Source organism: Leucobacter komagatae, from assembly GCF_006716085.1.
Classification (GTDB): Bacteria; Actinomycetota; Actinomycetes; order Actinomycetales; family Microbacteriaceae; genus Leucobacter; species Leucobacter komagatae.
On record NZ_VFON01000001.1, the window covers coordinates 2,101,590 to 2,119,453 of the forward strand.

Here is a 17,864-nt window from a genome sequence, read left to right on the forward strand (position 1 = left end):
TGCGCTCGGAGCCCACCAGCGGGCCCGCGCTATTCGGAGATCCCGGTCAGCTTCCTGCGCAGCAGCACCGCGTGCGCTCGCGCCTCCGCGAGCGCGTAGCCGAGCTCGCCGCCGTGGAGCTCTTCGTCGGCGACGATGAGGCTTGGGAAAGCCACGGCGAGTGCGTTCCGTGCCCCACTCGAAGCCTCGCGGTCGGCGTCCGAGGCGAACGGCGCGGCGACGGTCCACCGGCGGGAGCCGCCGATCTCTGTCGCGCCCAGCGCCTGGAGCGCAGCGGCCACCGGCGGTGTCGAGGCGTTCCCGGGGGCACCCACCGGCCCGGCGAGGCGCAGTCGAGCGCCGCCGTGGGCGTCGTGGGCGGCTCGCGCTGCCCAGGTCGTACCCCCCTCAGTAGATACGAGGAAGAGGGCCTCGAAATACTCCGAAGCGGCGTCGGCGACCGCGGCGCCGTCCCACTGAATGCCAACCTCGGCATATTGCCGAACGAGCGCAGGTTGCGCGGCGCGCAGCAGCTCGCTCAGCGAGCTCGCGTCTGGGCCGGTCAACGCGGGCGCGTCGGCGACGACACCGGCGAGCGACGCAAGGTCGCCGAGCACCGCGTCGAACCGCGTGGTGGCGCCTGTCCCGTCGGTCACGGTCCAGCCGTCATCGTGCGGTTCGACGGTCGCGACGTCACCCTCGAACGGCACCGCACTGTACAGCGTGAGCCTGTCGCGCAGCTCGGTGGCGAAGGCTTGCCACCCGGCAGCGGGTTCGATGACGCGATCGCGCGCGGCGTGCGCCTCGGCCTGCAGAGCCACGGCGCCGCTCAGTGAGCCGGCCCTGGTGAGCGCCTCGTTGAGGCCGGGCTCGACGAGCGCGACCTCTGCGTCGTGCGCACGCACGCCGAAGCGCTCAAAGACGAAAGGGTCAACGAGCGTCTCGCGCAGGCCCGAGCCGAAGCGCGAGTCGACGAGCGTGCCGAGGTTCGGCTCCTTGCCGATCGTGAGCACGGGCTTGAGCCTGTCGAGGTACGCGCGCAGCGCTCCCCGCATACCGAGCACGGCAATGCAGTCCGTCGCGAGCGGCACCGGCGGAATCCCCCAGATCGCCCCCGCGGGCTCGGCAGTCCAGGAGCCAGCGCGCGAGCGGATGGCGGTCGCGCCCGTTTCGGGGTGCCGCGGAGCCGCCACGGGGTTCGGGTGGGCCTCGGGCGTGAGTGGCGCGGCCATCTCGGCGAGCAGCAGTCGCACATCGCCGTCGCGCTCGTGCACCGCGGTCGCCGGGAGCGGGAATTCAGCGTCGGCGACGTGGATCCGTACGCCGACCTCCGCGAGGTCGAGGGCGGCGGCGTATGCGGGAATCCCGCCACCCACCAGCAGAACGTCGGTCACAGCGCGCCGTACCTGACCGGTGCTGCCGCGGGCCGCCACACCCGATCGATGCGCTCGCGCCCGTAGCCGTGCTTTCGGAAGATGCGCACGACAAGCCACGCGAACAGGGCGAGGCCGACGATCTCGCCAATGACGGACTCTGGGCCGCCCGAGCTCTCGACCTGGCCGGTGCTCGCGCTCATGCCCGCGGCCATGAAGCCGAAGGCGGCGATGTTATTGATGACGTGGATCGCGATAGCGGCCTCGAGGCCGCCCGTCTTCCAGGTGACCCAGGCCGCCGTAAGGCCCATCAGGCCCACCGCGAGGAGGCCCCAGATGTCGTAGATGTGCATCGCCGCGAAGGCAAACGTCGACAGCCCGATCGCGAGCCACGGGGAGCGCATCCACGAGCCGAGTACCTGCAGGAACAGTCCGCGGAAGACGACCTCCTCAGCGGCAGCCTGGAAGGGCACGAGTACGAGCACGATGACGAACGAAATGAGTGCGGCGGTCGCGTTGAACTCGGGGGCATCGGCGGCGAGCGTCGTGTCCGTCGCTGCGCCGCTCGCGCCCTCCATCACCATCCCGGTGAGGATCCCGACGCCGTTCATCACGATGACCGAGAGCACGGCGGCGCCGGTGGTGCGCAGCAGCAGCCCCCAGCGGATCTTCGCCGCAACAGACCACACACGGCCGGTCGGGCGGATGCCGAGCGCGAGCATCGCGAGGATCACCGCGGGGATCATGAGCGCGATCGTGCCGAGGTTCAGCACCATCGAGAGGGGGTGCTGTGTGTCGAGGATCGGGGCGACCTGCATGAACAGGGCGTCATTCACGTAGTCGGGGTCGAACGCGACGAGAAGCGGCATGAGCGCGAGCGAGAACGCGATGTTCATCGCGAAGTAAATGCTTGCCGCAAGAACGAGCACAACGAGCGGCTTCCACCACGCGTAGCGCGGCGCACCGCGGTAAAGGCGGTGGTACTCGAGCGGCTCGGTCTCAACCTCCACGAGCTGCGGCTGGGGCTGGGCCCAGGCCCACTGCGGCGAGACGCCGGGCTGGGGCGGCAGCGGCGGCTGGCCGGGCTGCGGGGGCAGGTACTGCGGCACGCCCGGCTGCGGGTACCCGGCCTGCGGGGCGGGAACCCCGGGCGCGGGTGCCTCAGGGTGAGCCGGCGCTGGGCTCGGCTCACCCTGGGGCGTTGCCCCTCCGGTGTTAGGCGTGTGACCGTCGATCGGTGGGGGTTGCGTCATTGTGCTCCCTGTTACGCGCCGCGAAGACGCTCTGCGAGGTAGGCGTGCAGCTCGGCGCGCGGCACGCGCTCCTGCTGCATGGTGTCACGCTCACGCACGGTCACCGCGTTGTCTTCGAGCGACTCGAAGTCGACCGTGACGCAGAACGGGGTGCCGATCTCGTCCTGGCGGCGGTAGCGGCGGCCGATCGCGCCCGAGTCATCGAAGTCGATGTTCCAGTCCTCGCGGAGCTCCTGAGCGATCTCACGAGCGAGCGGCGAGAGCTTCTCATTGCGGCTGAGCGGGAGTACCGCGGCCTTGACGGGCGCGAGGCGCGGGTCGAGGGCGAGCATGGTGCGGGTATCGGTGCCGCCCTTCGCGTTCGGCACCTCCTCCTCGCGGTACGCGTCGACGAGGAACGCCATGAGCGAGCGGGTGAGGCCCGCCGCGGGCTCGATGACGTACGGCGTGTAGCGCTCGTTCTTCGTCTGGTCGAAGAAGCTGAGGTCCTTGCCCGAGTGCTCCGAGTGCGTGGTGAGGTCGAAGTCGGTGCGGTTCGCGATGCCCTCAAGCTCGCCCCACTCGCTGCCCTGGAAGCCGAACTTGTACTCGATGTCGGCGGTGCGCTTCGAGTAGTGCGACAGCTTTTCCTGCGGGTGGTCGTAGAAGCGGAGGTTGTCGCGGTCGATACCGAGGTCGACGTACCAGTTCATCCGCTCGTTCATCCAGTATTCCTGCCACTCTTCGTCGGTGCCGGGCTCGACGAAGAATTCCATCTCCATCTGCTCGAACTCGCGAGTGCGGAAGATGAAGTTGCCGGGCGTGATCTCGTTGCGGAAGCTCTTGCCGATCTGGCCGATGCCGAACGGGGGCTTCATGCGCGCCGACTGGAGAACGTTCGCGAAGTTCACGAAGATACCCTGAGCGGTCTCGGGGCGGAGGTAGTGGAGGCCTGCCTCATCGTCAACCGGGCCGAGGTACGTCTTGAGCAGGCCCGAGAACGCGCGCGGCTCGGTGAACTGGCCGCGGGTGCCGCAGGCGACACAGACGATCTCGGAGAGCCCGTCCTTCGGCTCGCGGCCCTTCTTCTCCTCGAACTCCTCGATGAGATGGTCTTCGCGGTAACGCTTGTGGCAGTTCAGGCACTCCACGAGCGGGTCACTGAAGACCTCGACGTGGCCCGAGGCCTCCCAGACGCGCTTCGGGAGGATGACGCTTGAGTCGATACCGACGACGTCGTCGCGGCGCTGAACCATCGCCTTCCACCACTGGCGCTTGATGTTCTCCTTGAGCGCGGTGCCGAGCGGGCCGTAGTCCCACGCAGAACGCGAACCACCGTAGATTTCACCTGCCTGGAAGACGAAGCCGCGGTGGCGGGCGAGAGAGATGACCTTATCGAGGCGGGACTGTTCAGCCATGTGAGTTTCACTCCAAGGGGCAGACGGGGATCTTGGGCAAGTGCGGCGGCGTCAGCCGCGCGCACACCGCCCCAGTTTAGCCTGCCTCGGCTAATCGCACCTGGCTGGCTCGCCCGCAAGGCACCTTCTCAGCCTCGGCTGACGCGCTAGGCCGCGGGCCACTCTCCGAGCACGATGTTCTCCGGCCGCTCGCCCGCGCGCAGGTGGGCGATCTGGCGCTCGATGAGCGCGACCATGCGGGGCATCATGGCCGTCGAGTCACCACCGGCGTGCGGCGTGATCAGCGCGTTCGGGAGGGACCACAGCGGGTGATCCTGCGGAAGCGGCTCGGGGTCGGTGACGTCAAGCGCCGCCCGCAGTCGGCCGGCGGTGAGCTCGGCGACGAGCGCGTCGGTGTCGACGAGGGGCCCGCGGCCAACGTTCACGACGAGCGCGTCGTCTGGGAGTGCGGCAAAGGCCTCGGCGCCGAGCAGGCCGCGCGTTTCGTCGGTGAGCGGGAGCCCGAGCATGAGCACCTCAGCCTGCGGGAGCAGGGCGTGCAGTTCGTCAAGGCCGTGGACGTGCACGGCGTCGCCCGCCGCATTTACCTCGTCGCGCGCGGTCCGCGCGAGCCGCGTGATCTTGGTCTCGAACCCGGCGAGGCGCGCCTCGATCGCCTTGCCAACGCCACCGTAGCCGACGATGAGCACTCGCCGATCGGCGAGGCTCGGGAAGGTCTGGAGGTCCCACTTCCCCTCGAGGCCATCGCGGATGAACCGAGGCAGCCCGCGCTGCGCGGCGATGGCGAGCCCCACCGCGAGCTCAGCGGTGGCGGCCTCATGCACCGAGGTCGCGTTCGCGAGCGGGTAGCCGCTCGGCAGGTACTTTTCGATGCCGTTGTAGCCGATCGACTGCCACTGGACGAGCTGGGTTGACACCTCGGAGAGGTTCGCGAGACGGCGGATGCCGCCCCAGTACGGCGGGATGACGATGTCGATGTGGGCTCGGGGCGCTGGGCCCTCGACGTCCCACTCAACAAACTCGACACCTTCGAGTTCGCGGGTCGCTTCCCACAGGTCGGGATCGGTCGGCAGTGACACAACGAAATCGCTCATGGCCTCAGTCTAGGGGCCGACCATCTCCCGGAGCTCGCGCACGAAGAACTCGATCGTGGCACGCGACTGCGCAGCCGCGTCAGCCGTTTCCGTCGGCCGGTTGAGGTAGCCGTGCACGGTTCCCTCTTCGACCCGGCTGGAGACGGTGACGCCCGCGGCTCCGAGCTGCTCGATGAACTCCTCACCCGAGGCGCGCAGCTCGTCGGCGTCGGCGTTCACGACGATGGTTGGCGGCAGCAGCGCGAGCCGCGCGGCAGGCAGCTCACCCGCGACGGCGGGGCCCCCAGCCACCTCACCGATCCGGTCGGAGCCGAGGTAAAAGTCGTACATCTCGGCGATGCGGTCGGCCCTGAACCTGCGCGCCTCGGGCAGCGCGGCGACCGCGTCAGCGAGCCGCGGGTCGGCCCGCTGCACGCGGTGCAGCGTCGGGTATTCGAGGATGAGCGCATCCGCCGCGCGGTCGGGGTGCCGATCGCGCTGGTCGAGCGTCGCGAGCACCGCAAGGTGCGCCCCCGCGCTCGCGCCACCAACGACGAGCGGCCCGTCGTACTCCGCGCCCGCCCAGGCGACGACCGCAGTGACGTCGTTCGAGGGCGCTGGGGCCTTCACGGTCTCGCTCGCGAGCACGTAATCGACGGAGACCACTCTGAGACCGGCCTCGGCGAAGCTGCGCGACACCCAGTCGGCCTCGGGCCAGTCGAGCGTGCCGCGCACGAACGAGCCGCCGTGCGCCCAGACGAGGGTCGCCCAGGGGGTCGCCCCACCGCCCGGCTCGTAGGTGCGGACGGGGATCGATCCGGATCCTACGCGGTTCACGGCGCCGGGCACCGCTCCGCCCGGGCCCGCGACCTCGACGGACGTGATGTGCACTCCGGCCACGGGCTCTTCTCCTTCAGTGTCGCCTGGCGCGCAGGCCGAGAGGGCGAGCGCGGCGGCGAGCGCGAGAGGCGTTGCCTGTCTCAACGTTCGCCGCATTGCCCCAGTATATTTGCGCTCCGTGCGCCAGAATGGAGCCATGAACAACCAGCACTCGCAGGGACGCCGCGACTTCACCTACACCGATGAGCACGGCATCGAGATCAGCGCGTACGCCTGGCTGCCCGACCAGAGCTCGCGCCCCGAGCCGATCGGCGCCGTGCAAATCTCGCACGGCATCGGCGAGCACGCGCTGCGCTACGACGAGTTCGCGCGCTACCTGAGCCGCGCCGGTATTGCCGTCTACGCCAACGACCACCGCGGGCACGGCGAGACCGGGCGCAAGCAGCACGGGGGCGAGCTCGCGCTCCTCGGCAAGCTTGGGCCCGGCGGACTCCGAGCGGCGGAGGCCGCGATCCGCCAGCTCACCGGCATCATCCGCGCAGAGCACCCGGGGCTCAGGGTCGCGCAGTTCGGGCACTCGTGGGGCTCGCTCATGACCCAGCGCATCCTCAACGAACACCCGCGCCAGTGGGAGGCGGTCGTGCTCTCGGGCAGTGCGTATCGGACACCGCGCTTCATGGAGAGCGGGGCGCTCAACGCGAGCTGGGCGCACGAGGAGAACGCGACGGGGTTCGAGTGGCTGAGCCGTGACCCCGCGACCGCGGCCGCGTTCATCGCCGACCCCCTCTGCTTCGAGGCGAACATCTTGAAGCTCTTCGGCGTGAGCGACGGCCTCCGGCTGTTTGGCACGCCTGGCCCGGGGCTCGCGGTCGACGTCCCGCTGCTCATCGTCTCGGGCAGCGACGACCCCCTGAGCCGAGCTGACGGGCTGAGCCGCCTCGCCGACGCATACCGCGCCCGCGGAGTCCGCGAGGTCGCGCTGAAGGTCTACCCGGGCGCGCGCCACGAGATCTTGAACGAGACCAACCGCGACGCCGTGTACGCAGACGTCGCGACCTGGCTGCTCGAACACCTCGAGTAGTGGGGCGCGGGGTCAGCCGAGGTCGAGGCGCTCGTAGCCCGCGAGCAGGATCCGCTCGGCGAGGAACAGGTAGTCCTTGAGCTGCGAGGCCGCCTGCTCGGTCTGCCCCGCTTCGAGCAGTTCGACGATCTCAAGGTTCCGTTCGAGGAACGGGGCGTGGAGGTACTCGGGGTCGTCGATGAGCCCGAATGCGAGCCTGAGCTCGGCCGTCAGCTGGCCGTAGAGCCGGTTCAGGCGCGGGCTGTCGGCCAGCTCGAAGATCGCCTGGTGAAAGCGGATATTCGCGCCGGCGATTGCCGGCCAGTCGTCTCGTAGGCGAAACTCGAGGGCTTCCTCGACCGCGGCGCGCATCTTCGCGAGCGCCGGGTGGCGGGGCAGTGCCTCGGCGACAGCCTGGCACTCGATGAGCCGCCGCACGCGGTAGACGTCGATGATCGTGTTGATGTTGGGAATCGCGACGCACGCGCCGCGGTGGGGCACCTGCGTGATGAGGCCCTCTTGGCTGAGCGTGCGAAACGCCTCTCGCAGCGTATTGCGCGAAACGCCGAGTGACTCGGCGAGCTTCGCCTCGGGCACGCGGTCGCCCGGCTTGAGCTCTCCGTCGGCGATGCGACCGCGGATCTCTGCCGCGGCCTCCATCGCTCTCGACACTGCCACGGTTTCGCCGTCAACTGGCGAGGTGTGGCGTGGCGACGACATGCGTGAAGTGTAGCAAGCGCACCGCATTCCCAAGGATTGTTGAGCAATCTATCTTGCATTGTTCAAACAACCGTGTACTCTGATGGAACGGATCACTCCACTTCTCTGTCAAGCACGTGCCGCAACGACGCGAAAGGCCCTCAGCGATGAGCACCTCACACTCCCCCGACCACGGCGAGCCAGGCGGCAGCCAGGTCACCGTTCCCGGCCCTGCCACCGTCGCAAGCGGGGCCGTCGGCTTCGCGAAGGCCCGGCGATCCTCACTTCTCGGCGCGATCTTCCTGATGGCGACCTCGGCGATCGGCCCGGGCTTCATCACCCAGACCGCGACGTTCACCGCGACGCTCGGCGCAGCGTTCGCATTCGGCATCCTCGTCTCGATCGTCATCGACTTCATCGTCCAGGCGAATATCTGGCAGATCATCACGCTCTCGGGCAAGCGCGCGGCAGAGCTCGCGAACGCCGCCATCCCCTACTCGGGCTACCTGCTCTCGGTACTCGTGATTCTCGGCGGCCTCGTGTTCAACATCGGCAACATCGCGGGTGCCGGGCTCGGCCTGAATGCGCTCTTCGGGCTCGACGCGCGCATCGGCGGCGCGATCAGCGCCGTCCTCGCGATCGCGATCTTCCTTTCCCACCGCGCCGGCATCATCATGGACCGCGCGATCATCGTGCTCGGCATCATCATGGTCGGTCTCACCATCGCCGTCGCCGTCGTCGCGAACCCGCCGCTCGGCGACGCGCTCCGGCAGACCGTGCTCCCCGACAGCATCGACTTCGCCGCGATCACCACGATCGTCGGCGGCACCGTCGGCGGCTACATTACGTACGCCGGCGCCCATAAGCTCCTCGACTCGGGCACCACGGGGCCCGAGCACATCAAGCAGGTCACGCGATCAGCGTTCTTCGGCATCGCGGTTACCGGCATCATGCGCTACGTGCTCTTCCTCGCGTTCCTCGGGGTCACCGCGAGCGGCGTGATGCTCGACCTCGCCGCCAACCCCGCGGCGCAGGCGTTCGAGGCCGCCGCCGGCGAGTGGGGCATGCGCGCGTTCGGCCTCGTGCTCTGGGCCGCGGCGATCTCAAGCGTCATTGGTGCCGCGTTCACGTCGGTGTCGTTCATGACGGTCTTCAGCGCGAAGCTCAATATGCGGGCGCGGAGCTGGGCGACGGTCGCGTTCATCGCCGTCGGGCTCGTCGTCTTCCTCGTCTTGGGCACGACCCCGGTCGCGCTGCTCGTCTTCGCCGGCGGCTTTAACGGCCTCATCCTGCCGATCGGGTTCACCGTCTTCATGTACATCGCCTGGTTCAGGCGCGACCTGCTCGGTGGCCACCGCATTCAGTTGTGGCTGCTCGTGCTCGGTACGCTCATGACAGCGCTCACCTGGTACATGGGGGCCGTCTCCTTCGGCACCATCTTCAAGTTCCTCGGCGCATAGCCGCGCCACAGAGAAAGGGGTATCGATGCTGCGGATCGATCTCAACAGCGACCTCGGTGAGCACTACGGCTCGTGGCGCATGGGCGACGACGAGAGCATGCTCGAAACCGTCACGAGCGCGAACATTGCCTGCGGCTTCCACGCTGGCGACCCGAAGACCGCGTTCACGACGGTGATGAGCGCGGTCGCGCGCGGGGTCACGGTTGGGGCGCACGTCGCCTACCCCGACCTCGCTGGTTTCGGGCGCCGCCCGATGACGCTTCCGGCCGACGAACTCGAGGCCGACGTGATCTACCAGATCGGGGCCCTGCAGGCGCTCGCAGCGGCGGCAGGCACCCAGGTTCGCTACGTGAAGCCCCACGGGGCCCTCTACAACAGCATCGCGTTCAACGAGGCAGAAGCCGCGACGGTGATCTCGGCGATCAAGCGGGTCAACCCCGAGCTCGCGCTCGTGTGCCTCGCGGGCTCGCCGCTCGTCGAGCAGGCGCGCGCTGCCGGGCTGCGCGCCGTGCCCGAAGCGTTCGCCGATCGCGCCTACGAGCCGACCGGAGCGCTGGTATCGCGAAGCGAACCCGGGGCCGTGCTGCACGAGCCCGAGCTCGTCTCCGCGCGCATGCTGCAACTCGTGCAGCACGGCACAGTGACGGCGCGCGACGGCAGCACCGTCGCCGTCGAGGCAGAGTCCATCTGCGTGCACGGCGACAGCCCCGACGCCGTCGGGATGGCGCGGGCGGTGCGCGCGCGACTGCTCGAAGCCGGCGTCGAACTCACGAGCTTCAGCGGGCCGGCGCTTCAATGACAACCCGTCCACCGAGCGTGAAGCCTGCGGGAACTACCGCCGCGCTCGTCGACTGCGACTCCCTCGACGCGGCGCTCGACGTGTTCGCAGCACTCTCGGTCGCACGCGAACGGGGCGAGTTTTACGCCGACGAGCTCGTACCTGCGGCGCAGACGGTGCTCGTGCTCGGGGGCGACGGCCGCGACCCGCGCGGGCTCGCTGCGAAGCTGCCGAGGCTGCTCGGCGCGTCTGACGCCGCGGCGCGAGCCGATCACGCCGGCCCCGAGGTCTCCATCCCGGTGCACTACTCGGGCCCCGACCTCGCCGAGGTCGCCGCCCTCACCGGCATGAGCGAAGAGGCCGTCGTCGCGCGCCACACCGCCGCGAGCTACGCGGTCGCGTTCACGGGGTTCGCGCCGGGCTTCGCATACCTCTCCGGCGGCGACCCCGCGCTCGCGGTCCCTCGACGCGAGACCCCACGCCCGCGCATCCACCCCGGGTCAGTCGGCCTCGCCGGGGCGTTCTCCGGCGTCTACCCGCGCGAGAGTCCCGGCGGCTGGCAGATCATCGGTTCGACGAGCGCGCAGATGTGGGACACCCAGCGCGAGCAGCCGGCGGTGCTTCTTGCCGGCGGCCGCGTCCGTTTCACGGTGGCCCGAGAGGAAGCGGCGATCGCCGCGGTGCGGGCGCCGCGGCGCGCCCCCGCTGAGAATCTCCCAGCAGCCGTGCTCCGCGTCGTCGACGCTGGGCTCCAGACACTCGTGCAAGACGCGGGGCGCCTCGGCGCCGCCGCGATGGGCGTCGGCCGCGCGGGGACCGCGATCCGCGGTGCCTATCGCGCCGCGAACGCGCTCGTGGGCAACGCCCCGGGTACCGCGGCCCTCGAACTTGGCCACGGCGGCTTTGCCGCCGACGCACTCGCGACCACCGTGCTCGCGCTCACTGGCGCGGCGCGGCCAGGCCGCATCACCGGCCCCTTCGGCTCGAGAAACGTGGCCCACGGCGCACCCTTCCGCCTGAGCGCAGGCGAGCGCCTCACGCTCAGCCCCGCAGAGCGCGGGCTGCGCTCGATCCTCGCGCTCCGCGGCGGCGTCGGTGGCGAGGCCTTCCTCGGCAGCCGCGCCCGCGACACGCTCGCTGGGCTCGGCCCCGCGCCGGTCGCCGTCGGCGACGAGATCCGCCCGGCTGGCGCAGCGACGCACGCTGTCGGCGCGCCCACGGGGCAGGATCCTGACCTCCCCGCGCCGGGCGACGTCACGACACTGCGGGTCATACTCGGCCCGCGCGACGACTGGTTCGACGCCGAAGCCATCGCTCGCCTCACCGACCAAACCTGGAGGGTCGCGCCGCAGAGCGACCGCGTCGGCGTGCGACTCACGGGCGAGCCCCTCCGCAGAGACGCGGTTCACAGCGGCGTCGAACTCCCGAGCGAGGGCGTCGTACTCGGGTCGATCCAGGTTCCGCCAGACGGCCAGCCCGTGCTCTTCCTCGCAGACCACCCGCTCACCGGCGGCTACCCCGTCATCGCGGTCGTCCACGACGACGACATCGACCTCGCCGCGCAGCTCACCCCGGGCGGCGCCGTGCGATTCACTCTCATCGCGGACGCGCCGCGCACACGAACGGAGACACGACAGTGACACTCACCAAGATCCTCATCGCGAACCGCGGAGAAATCGCGGTCCGCATCATCCGCGCCGCGAACGACGCCGGCATCGCGAGCGTCGCGGTCTACGCCGATGACGACGCCGACGCCCTGCACGTTCGCCTCGCTGACGAGGCCTACGCCCTGCACGGAACCACCCCGGCGGAGAGCTACCTCAGCATCGAGAAGCTCCTGGCCATCGCAGCCCGGGCGGGCGCAGACGCGGTGCACCCCGGCTACGGCTTCCTCTCGGAGCGGGCGGACTTCGCGACCGCGGTGCAGAACGCGGGCCTCACGTGGATCGGGCCAGACCCCGCGACCATCGAGACGCTCGGCGACAAAGCGCGCGCCCGCGCGCTCGCAGCGGAGGTCGGGGCGCCCCTCGTTCCCGGCACACCCGGCGCGGTGTCGGGTGTCGATGAGGTCTTCGCGTTCGCCGACGAGCACGGCCTCCCACTCGCGATCAAGGCCGTCTTCGGCGGCGGCGGCCGCGGTATGCGGGTCGTGCGGGAGCGCGCGGAGATCGCCGACGCCTACGACGCTGCCGTGCGTGAGGCGACCGCGGCCTTCGGCAGGGGCGACTGCCTCGTCGAACGCTTCCTTGACCGGCCCCGGCACATCGAGGCGCAGGTACTCGGCGACCGCCACGGGCGAATCGCGGTGCTCGGCACCCGCGACTGCTCGCTGCAGCGTCGCAACCAGAAGCTCGTCGAGGAGGCACCGGCGCCGTTCATCTCGGACGAGCTGCGCGCGCGCATCCACGAAGCCGCCGCCGCGGTGTGCGCCGCCGCGGGCTACGTCGGCGCCGGCACCGTCGAGTTTCTGCTCGGCGACGACGGCACGCTGTCATTCCTCGAGGTCAACACCCGGCTCCAGGTCGAGCACCCGATCACCGAGGTAGTGACCGGCATTGACCTCGTGCAGCAGCAGTTCATCATCGCTGCGGGCGCCCCGATGACCGTGCCCACCGAGATCCCGACCTTCGGGCACGCGTTCGAGTTCCGCATCAACGCGGAAGACCCCGGCCTCGGCTACCTGCCGACCCCGGGCACCGTCGCCAAGCTCGAACTGCCCGCGGGCCCCGGCGTTCGCGTGGACTCCGGCGTGTACCAGGGCTACACGGTTCCCGGCAGCTTCGACTCGATGCTCGCAAAACTCGTCGTCTGGGGAGCGGACCGCGACGAGGCGCTGCGCAGGGCGCGGCGCGCGCTCGCCGAGTTCGTCGTCGAGGGTGTCGCGACGGTGCTGCCGTTCCACAGGGCCGTCGTCGCGGACGACGCGTTCGCAGCGCCGGGCGGAGCCTTCGGGGTGCATACCCGCTGGATCGAAGAAGAATCCACCGCCGAGTTCGAGCCCGCGTCAGCCGTCGCGGCCCCTGGCGTGCCGCGACTCACGCGCCTGCCCATCGAGCTCGATGGCAAGATCGTCGAGCTCGGGCTGCCCGAGAGCCTGCTCGCTCGACTCGAGACCGGGGCCGTGACGCAGGGCGCTGGCGCGGGTGCTGCTGGTGCTGGTTCGGCTGGTGGTGCTGGCTCGGCTGGTGGTGCTGGTGATACTGCCGGGGCGCTCACCGCGCCCTTCGCGTCCACACTGGCGTCGTGGTCGGTCGCAGACGGCGCCGTCGTTCAGGCTGGCGATACCGTGGCGCTGCTCGAAGCGATGAAGATGGAGGTGCCCGTCAAGGCGCCCGTCGCAGGCACGCTTCGGCACGGCACCGAGCCCGGGGCCGCCCTCGCAGCGGGTGCCGCAATCGGAAACATCGACTAGCGGCCGTACCCACTCAACGTACGACTCACCAACGACGGTAGGAGGAACACCATGACCCGCATACTCGCGACCCCATCCCAGCTGGCAGAAGCCCGAGACGCGCGAGCGGCGTACCGCGCGGGCGCCATTGCCCCGACGAGCGGCGTCGCCCACGGCCTCGTCCAGGCGAACCTCATCTCGGTGCCGGCTGATTGGGCGTACGACGTGCTGCTGTACGCGCAGCGCAACCCCCAAGCGTGCCCGGTGCTCGAGGTACTCGATGCGGGCGCGACCGAGTCGCTGCTTGCGCCCGGCTCAGACCTTCGCACCGACATCCCCCAGTACCGCGTGTGGCGCGACGGCGAGCTCGCGGAGGAGCCGACCGACGCGTCCACCGCGTGGGAGGAGCACCCCGACCTCGTGTCGTTTCTCATCGGCTGCAGCTTCACGTTCGAGGCCGGCCTCGTGGATGCGGGCATCGAAGTCAGGCACCAAACCCTCGGGCGCAACGTGCCGATGTACCGAACGAACCGCGCCTGCACCCCCGCGGGTCGGCTCACCGGGGAGCTAGTTGTCTCGATGCGCCCGATTCCCGGTGACCGGGTGGCCGACGCCGTGCAGATCTCTGGCAGGTACCCGGCCGTGCACGGCGCCCCCGTGCACGTCGGTGACGCAGCAGGTCTCGGCATCGCCGATGTGCAGGCGCCCGACTTTGGTGACGCCCCCGAAATTCGCACTGGCGAGGTGCCCGTCTTCTGGGCCTGTGGCGTGACTCCCCAGGCCGCCATCATGGCGTCGAAGCCGCCGTTCGCGCTCACGCACGCCCCCGGCTATATGTTCGTCACCGACGTGCCCGACGCGAACTACATGGTGTGAGGCGCGGGCGGAAGGGGCGGTCGGGTTAGCCCTGGCCCCCCTTCCTGCGGTTGCCCGCAGGGCCCCGAGAAAGGCTACTCATGTATCCGATCCAGAATACGTAGGCAGCTAAGATCGAGTCATGCCTCGCAAACAACATCTTTCCCGGGCCACTGTGAGCAGGGCCGCGATCCTCACCCTGCTTACCGCGGGTGTCTCCCTCACTGGCTGCAGCCCCGTGGCCGAGGTCTCAGTTCCAAAAGCCGACCCGGCAGAGGAGTTCTTTGCAGATGAAGAGCTAGAACTTACTGCGAAGATCGTCGCTGGCGAGGCCCCTGATGATCTCTTCTGGAGCATTCCACAACCACTTCCTGATGGATGGGAGATTGAGGATTTCCCTGAGGAGCGAGTCGCTCAAGTGACCGTTTCACCGTATTGCATCATTCAGTTTCATCAGTCGGTTGGACATGCGGATTCGGAGTCACCGGACTCGGCGGAGGTCGCCAGAGACTTCACATTGGAACTCGGCCAGGAAGCTTTCAACACGGAAGTCACTGTGCAGCAAGAAGAGCCGGTGATGCTGGGGGCGTTCGTCAACGACGGAGCACTCGAAGCACAGTTTGCTTTCGCGAAGGCCAGTTTTGCTGCTGAAGCAGAACCGCAGCTCGGTGGAACGACCTACGCCTATCGTGCTGGTTCTTACGCGTTGATTGCCGTCGCCACCTGCGGTGATCACGAATACCCGAAGCAAGGCGAAGACATGCGCGCGCTCATCGAGAATTCTCGTGCGAGCGTCACGTTCGCTTCGGAGGGGTGAGTTCGACCAGAGGATTCGAGCCGAGGGAAGAGGAGAGGTCGGGTTAGGCCCGGCCGCCCTTCCGCGGCATCCAGCGGAGGAACGCCCAGGTGCCGAACAGCCCGATCACGCCCATCGCCGCCGTCGCGACCCCGATTGGGGCGACGGCCGCCATGCCCGAGAACAGCACGGGCGCTGCGGCGGCGCCCGCGCTCGTGAGCGTGCGCCACGAGCCGAGGAAGGGCGCCGGGTTCTGCTTGGGAGCGAGGTCGGCGCCGAGCGTGAGCAGCAGCCCGCTCGAGAGCCCGTTCGCAACACCGATGACTGCGGCGAGCGCGATGAACCAGGCCGTTGCCGAGTCCCAGCCACCGGTGAGCGCGAGCATCAGGAACGCGAAGCTCATCATGAGCATGGACGGGATCACCGCCCACAGCCTGCCGAAGCGATCCATCACCTGGCCGCTCGCGTAAAACAGCGCGAAGTCGAGGGCGCCCGAGATCCCGACAACGAGCGAGATCGTCTGCGCGTCGAGGCCGATCGCGACGCCCCAGATCGGCAGCACGACCTGGCGCGCCGCGCGTAGCGCCGAGAGCGTCGATGCCGCGAGGCCGAGCCTCGCGAGAACAGCGCGGAATCGGACCATTGTGCTGAACACGCCCTCTTTCGCGTTCGGCGAGTCGGGTAGGCTCACGCCCGCGGTCGCCTCGCCCGTGATGGGCTCGCGCGCGCCGGCCTCGAACTCACGCTCAGGGTCGGGGCCGAACCAGACGAGCAGCACAGTCACGGCGAGGCACGCGATGAGGAACCAGATGACGGCACTCTCGTGGCCGCTCGACCCTAGCAGCAGTGCGCCGACGAACGGGCCGAGGAACATGCCGAAGCGGTAACTTCCGCCGAGGAGCGCGAGGGCCCGCGCGCGGAAGTGGAACGGCACGTGCGTCGCCATGAATGAGTGCCGGGCAAGCCCGAACGCCGCCGCGCAGAACCCGTTGATGAAGATCGCGAGCGCGAGCACACCGATGTTCGAGGCGAACGGGAGCATCAGGGCGCCCGCGAGCGCGAGGAACCCTGAGATGACCATCGCCATGCGCTCGCCGACCTTCGCGACGAGCCAACCCGCCGGAATGTTGCCACACAGCTGGCCGACGACGAGCGCCGACGCGACGAGACCGGAGGTCGCGAGGTCGGCGCCAGCCCGGGTCGCCATGGTCGGGATAAGCGGGATCAGCGCGCCCTGCCCGAGAGCAAACAGCAGTGTCGGCCCGTAGATCATCGGGGCGAGCCGCAGCAGAAACTTCGCGATCGGTTCAGCCACGACGGTTCCTGTTCATTCTGTTCACCTTACTCCTGCGGTCGCCGCGGACCGCGCCCGCATAGCCCTCGCGAGCGCCGAGGAGTACCCTATGACTACGGCACAAGGAGGGTGACATGCACGGCGAATACAAGGTTCCCGGAGGCAAGCTCGTGGTCGTCGACTTCGAGGTCGACGACGGCAAGATCGCTGACTTCCGGCTCTCCGGAGACTTCTTTCTCGAACCCGACGAGGCGCTCCTCGACATCAACGCTGCGATCGAGGGCATGAACCCGAACTCGACGATCGAGGACTTCGCGAACGCGATCAGACAGGCACTCCCGAGCGAGGTGCACCTGCTCGGGTTCACGCCCGACTCGGTTGGTGTTGCTATCCGCCGCGGCGTCACCGGCGCCGCCCACTGGCGCGACTACGACTGGCAAATCGTGCGCGAACCGGCAGTCACCCCGATGCTCAACGCCGCGCTCGACGAGGTGCTCACGACCGCGGTCGGCGAGGGCCTTCGGGGCCCGACGCTGCGCATCTGGGAGTGGAACGAACCCGCCGTCATCATCGGCTCATTCCAGTCCGTGAAGAACGAGGTCGACGAGGAGGCGGCAGCAGAGCACAACGCGACGCTCGTGCGCCGGATCTCTGGCGGTGGCGCGATGTACATGGAGCCCGAGGCGAGCATTACGTACGCGCTCTATATTCCGGGCGAGCTCGTGCGCGGGATGTCGTTCGCCGACTCCTACGCCTACCTCGACGACTGGGTACTCGAGGCGCTGAAGTCGCTCGGCATCGACGCCGTCTACAAGCCGCTCAACGACATCACAAGCCCGCTCGGCAAGATCGGCGGGGCGGCGCAGAAGCGGCTCGGCTCCGGCGCGATCCTGCACCATGTGACGATGGCCTACGATATGGATCCCACGGCCATGACCTCCGTGCTCAGGATCGGGCGCGAGAAGCTCTCCGATAAAGGCACCGCGAGCGCGCAGAAGCGCGTCGACCCGCTGAAGAGCCAGACCGGCAAGACACGCGAGGAGATCGTCGAGCGCATGATCGAGGTCTTCCAGCGGCGCCACGGCGGCGTGATGGGCGAGGTCACCGAGGGCGAGTGGGACGCGGCAGAGCGGCTCGTCGAGCAGAAGTTCTCATCCGAGGAGTGGCTGCGGCGCGTACCGTAGCCCCGCCCAGCACCACAGCACCACAAGGAGCCCCGCATGATTCGACTCGGCATGGTCACGATCGACACTACAGACCCCCGGCCGCTCGCCGCGTGGTGGGCTGAGCGCCTGGGCGGCAAGATTGTGCACGACGCCGACGGCTGGTTCTGCATGGTGCGGGCCCCAGAGGTGCCTGTCGCGCTCGGCTTCCAGAAGGTCGAGGACCCGACTCCCGGCAAGAACCGGGTGCACCTTGACTTCGACCGCACCCCGGACGTCGACCGCGACGCGATGGTCACCGAGTGGATCGCCGCCGGCGCGACCCACCTCGGCAGGCGCGGCGAGTCCGATTTCTCGTGGGACACATTCGCTGACCCCGACGGCAACGAGTTCTGCATCGGCGACCCCCACTAGGGCCCGCACACAGGGCCTCCGAAACGCCACACCGCAGTC

At 69.2% G+C, this 17,864-nt stretch carries 16 protein-coding genes; 9 read left to right on the forward strand and 7 right to left on the reverse strand.

Annotated features, from left to right (window positions below):
- Positions 1 to 29: 29 nt before the first annotated feature.
- The 5 genes from FB468_RS09565 to FB468_RS09585 all read right to left on the reverse strand — a co-directional run bounded on the left by FB468_RS09565 (position 30) and on the right by FB468_RS09585 (position 6,071).
- Positions 30 to 1,373 carry a hypothetical protein gene (locus FB468_RS09565; RefSeq protein WP_141887145.1) on the reverse strand — a complete coding sequence of 448 codons (1,344 nt, stop codon included), beginning with the start codon at positions 1,371 to 1,373 and terminating at the stop codon, positions 30 to 32.
- On the reverse strand, positions 1,370 to 2,605 hold the full coding sequence (locus FB468_RS09570) for a CPBP family intramembrane glutamic endopeptidase (protein WP_141887146.1): 1,236 nt from the start codon (positions 2,603 to 2,605) through the stop codon (positions 1,370 to 1,372). The genes FB468_RS09565 and FB468_RS09570 overlap by 4 nt, the downstream gene beginning before the upstream one ends.
- A gap of 11 nt (positions 2,606 to 2,616) precedes the next feature.
- Positions 2,617 to 4,002, reverse strand: a complete 1,386-nt coding sequence (locus tag FB468_RS09575) for a glycine--tRNA ligase (protein WP_141887147.1) — start codon at positions 4,000 to 4,002, stop codon at positions 2,617 to 2,619.
- 146 nt (positions 4,003 to 4,148) lie between these two features.
- Positions 4,149 to 5,096 carry a 2-hydroxyacid dehydrogenase gene (locus FB468_RS09580; protein ID WP_141887148.1) on the reverse strand — a complete coding sequence of 316 codons (948 nt, stop codon included), beginning with the start codon at positions 5,094 to 5,096 and terminating at the stop codon, positions 4,149 to 4,151.
- Between the two features lie 9 nt (positions 5,097 to 5,105).
- Positions 5,106 to 6,071, reverse strand: a complete 966-nt coding sequence (locus FB468_RS09585) for an alpha/beta hydrolase (protein ID WP_141887149.1) — start codon at positions 6,069 to 6,071, stop codon at positions 5,106 to 5,108.
- Between the two features lie 40 nt (positions 6,072 to 6,111).
- On the opposite strand from FB468_RS09585, the gene FB468_RS09590 reads away from it, so the two are divergent.
- Complete coding sequence (locus FB468_RS09590) at positions 6,112 to 6,996, forward strand: alpha/beta fold hydrolase (RefSeq protein ID WP_141887150.1); 885 nt, start codon at positions 6,112 to 6,114, stop codon at positions 6,994 to 6,996.
- 12 nt (positions 6,997 to 7,008) lie between these two features.
- On the opposite strand, the gene FB468_RS09595 is transcribed toward FB468_RS09590, so the two are convergent.
- Positions 7,009 to 7,695, reverse strand: coding sequence for a GntR family transcriptional regulator (locus FB468_RS09595; protein ID WP_246055834.1), 687 nt, complete (start codon positions 7,693 to 7,695; stop codon positions 7,009 to 7,011).
- A gap of 146 nt (positions 7,696 to 7,841) precedes the next feature.
- Between FB468_RS09595 and FB468_RS09600 the strand changes: the two genes are divergently transcribed.
- From FB468_RS09600 to FB468_RS09625, 6 genes are all read left to right on the forward strand, one after another.
- Entirely contained in the window at positions 7,842 to 9,134 is a 1,293-nt protein-coding gene (locus FB468_RS09600) for an NRAMP family divalent metal transporter (protein WP_141887151.1), read from the forward strand.
- Between the two features lie 25 nt (positions 9,135 to 9,159).
- On the forward strand, positions 9,160 to 9,933 hold the full coding sequence (locus FB468_RS09605; protein ID WP_141887152.1) for a LamB/YcsF family protein: 774 nt from the start codon (positions 9,160 to 9,162) through the stop codon (positions 9,931 to 9,933).
- Complete coding sequence (locus tag FB468_RS09610; protein WP_141887153.1) at positions 9,930 to 11,552, forward strand: 5-oxoprolinase subunit B/C family protein; 1,623 nt, start codon at positions 9,930 to 9,932, stop codon at positions 11,550 to 11,552. Before FB468_RS09605 ends, FB468_RS09610 begins: the two co-directional genes overlap by 4 nt.
- Positions 11,549 to 13,324 (forward strand): ATP-binding protein, encoded by a 1,776-nt coding sequence (locus tag FB468_RS09615; protein WP_141887154.1) that lies wholly within the window; start codon positions 11,549 to 11,551, stop codon positions 13,322 to 13,324. The genes FB468_RS09610 and FB468_RS09615 overlap by 4 nt, the downstream gene beginning before the upstream one ends.
- Before the next feature lie 51 nt (positions 13,325 to 13,375).
- Positions 13,376 to 14,179: a putative hydro-lyase gene (locus FB468_RS09620; protein WP_141887155.1), complete on the forward strand. Its 804-nt coding sequence runs from the start codon at positions 13,376 to 13,378 to the stop codon at positions 14,177 to 14,179.
- A gap of 121 nt (positions 14,180 to 14,300) precedes the next feature.
- A complete protein-coding gene (locus tag FB468_RS09625; RefSeq protein ID WP_141887156.1) occupies positions 14,301 to 14,975 on the forward strand; it encodes a hypothetical protein in 675 nt (224 codons plus the stop codon).
- A gap of 43 nt (positions 14,976 to 15,018) precedes the next feature.
- Here FB468_RS09625 and FB468_RS09630 read toward each other — a convergent pair whose 3' ends face one another.
- Positions 15,019 to 16,227: an MFS transporter gene (locus tag FB468_RS09630; RefSeq protein WP_141888227.1), complete on the reverse strand. Its 1,209-nt coding sequence runs from the start codon at positions 16,225 to 16,227 to the stop codon at positions 15,019 to 15,021.
- A gap of 155 nt (positions 16,228 to 16,382) precedes the next feature.
- Between FB468_RS09630 and lplAB the strand changes: the two genes are divergently transcribed.
- Positions 16,383 to 17,432: a lipoate-protein ligase LplAB gene (lplAB, locus tag FB468_RS09635; RefSeq protein ID WP_141887157.1), complete on the forward strand. Its 1,050-nt coding sequence runs from the start codon at positions 16,383 to 16,385 to the stop codon at positions 17,430 to 17,432.
- Positions 17,433 to 17,468: 36 nt separating this feature from the next.
- Positions 17,469 to 17,825, forward strand: a complete 357-nt coding sequence (locus FB468_RS09640) for a VOC family protein (protein ID WP_141887158.1) — start codon at positions 17,469 to 17,471, stop codon at positions 17,823 to 17,825.
- Positions 17,826 to 17,864: the final 39 nt, after the last annotated feature.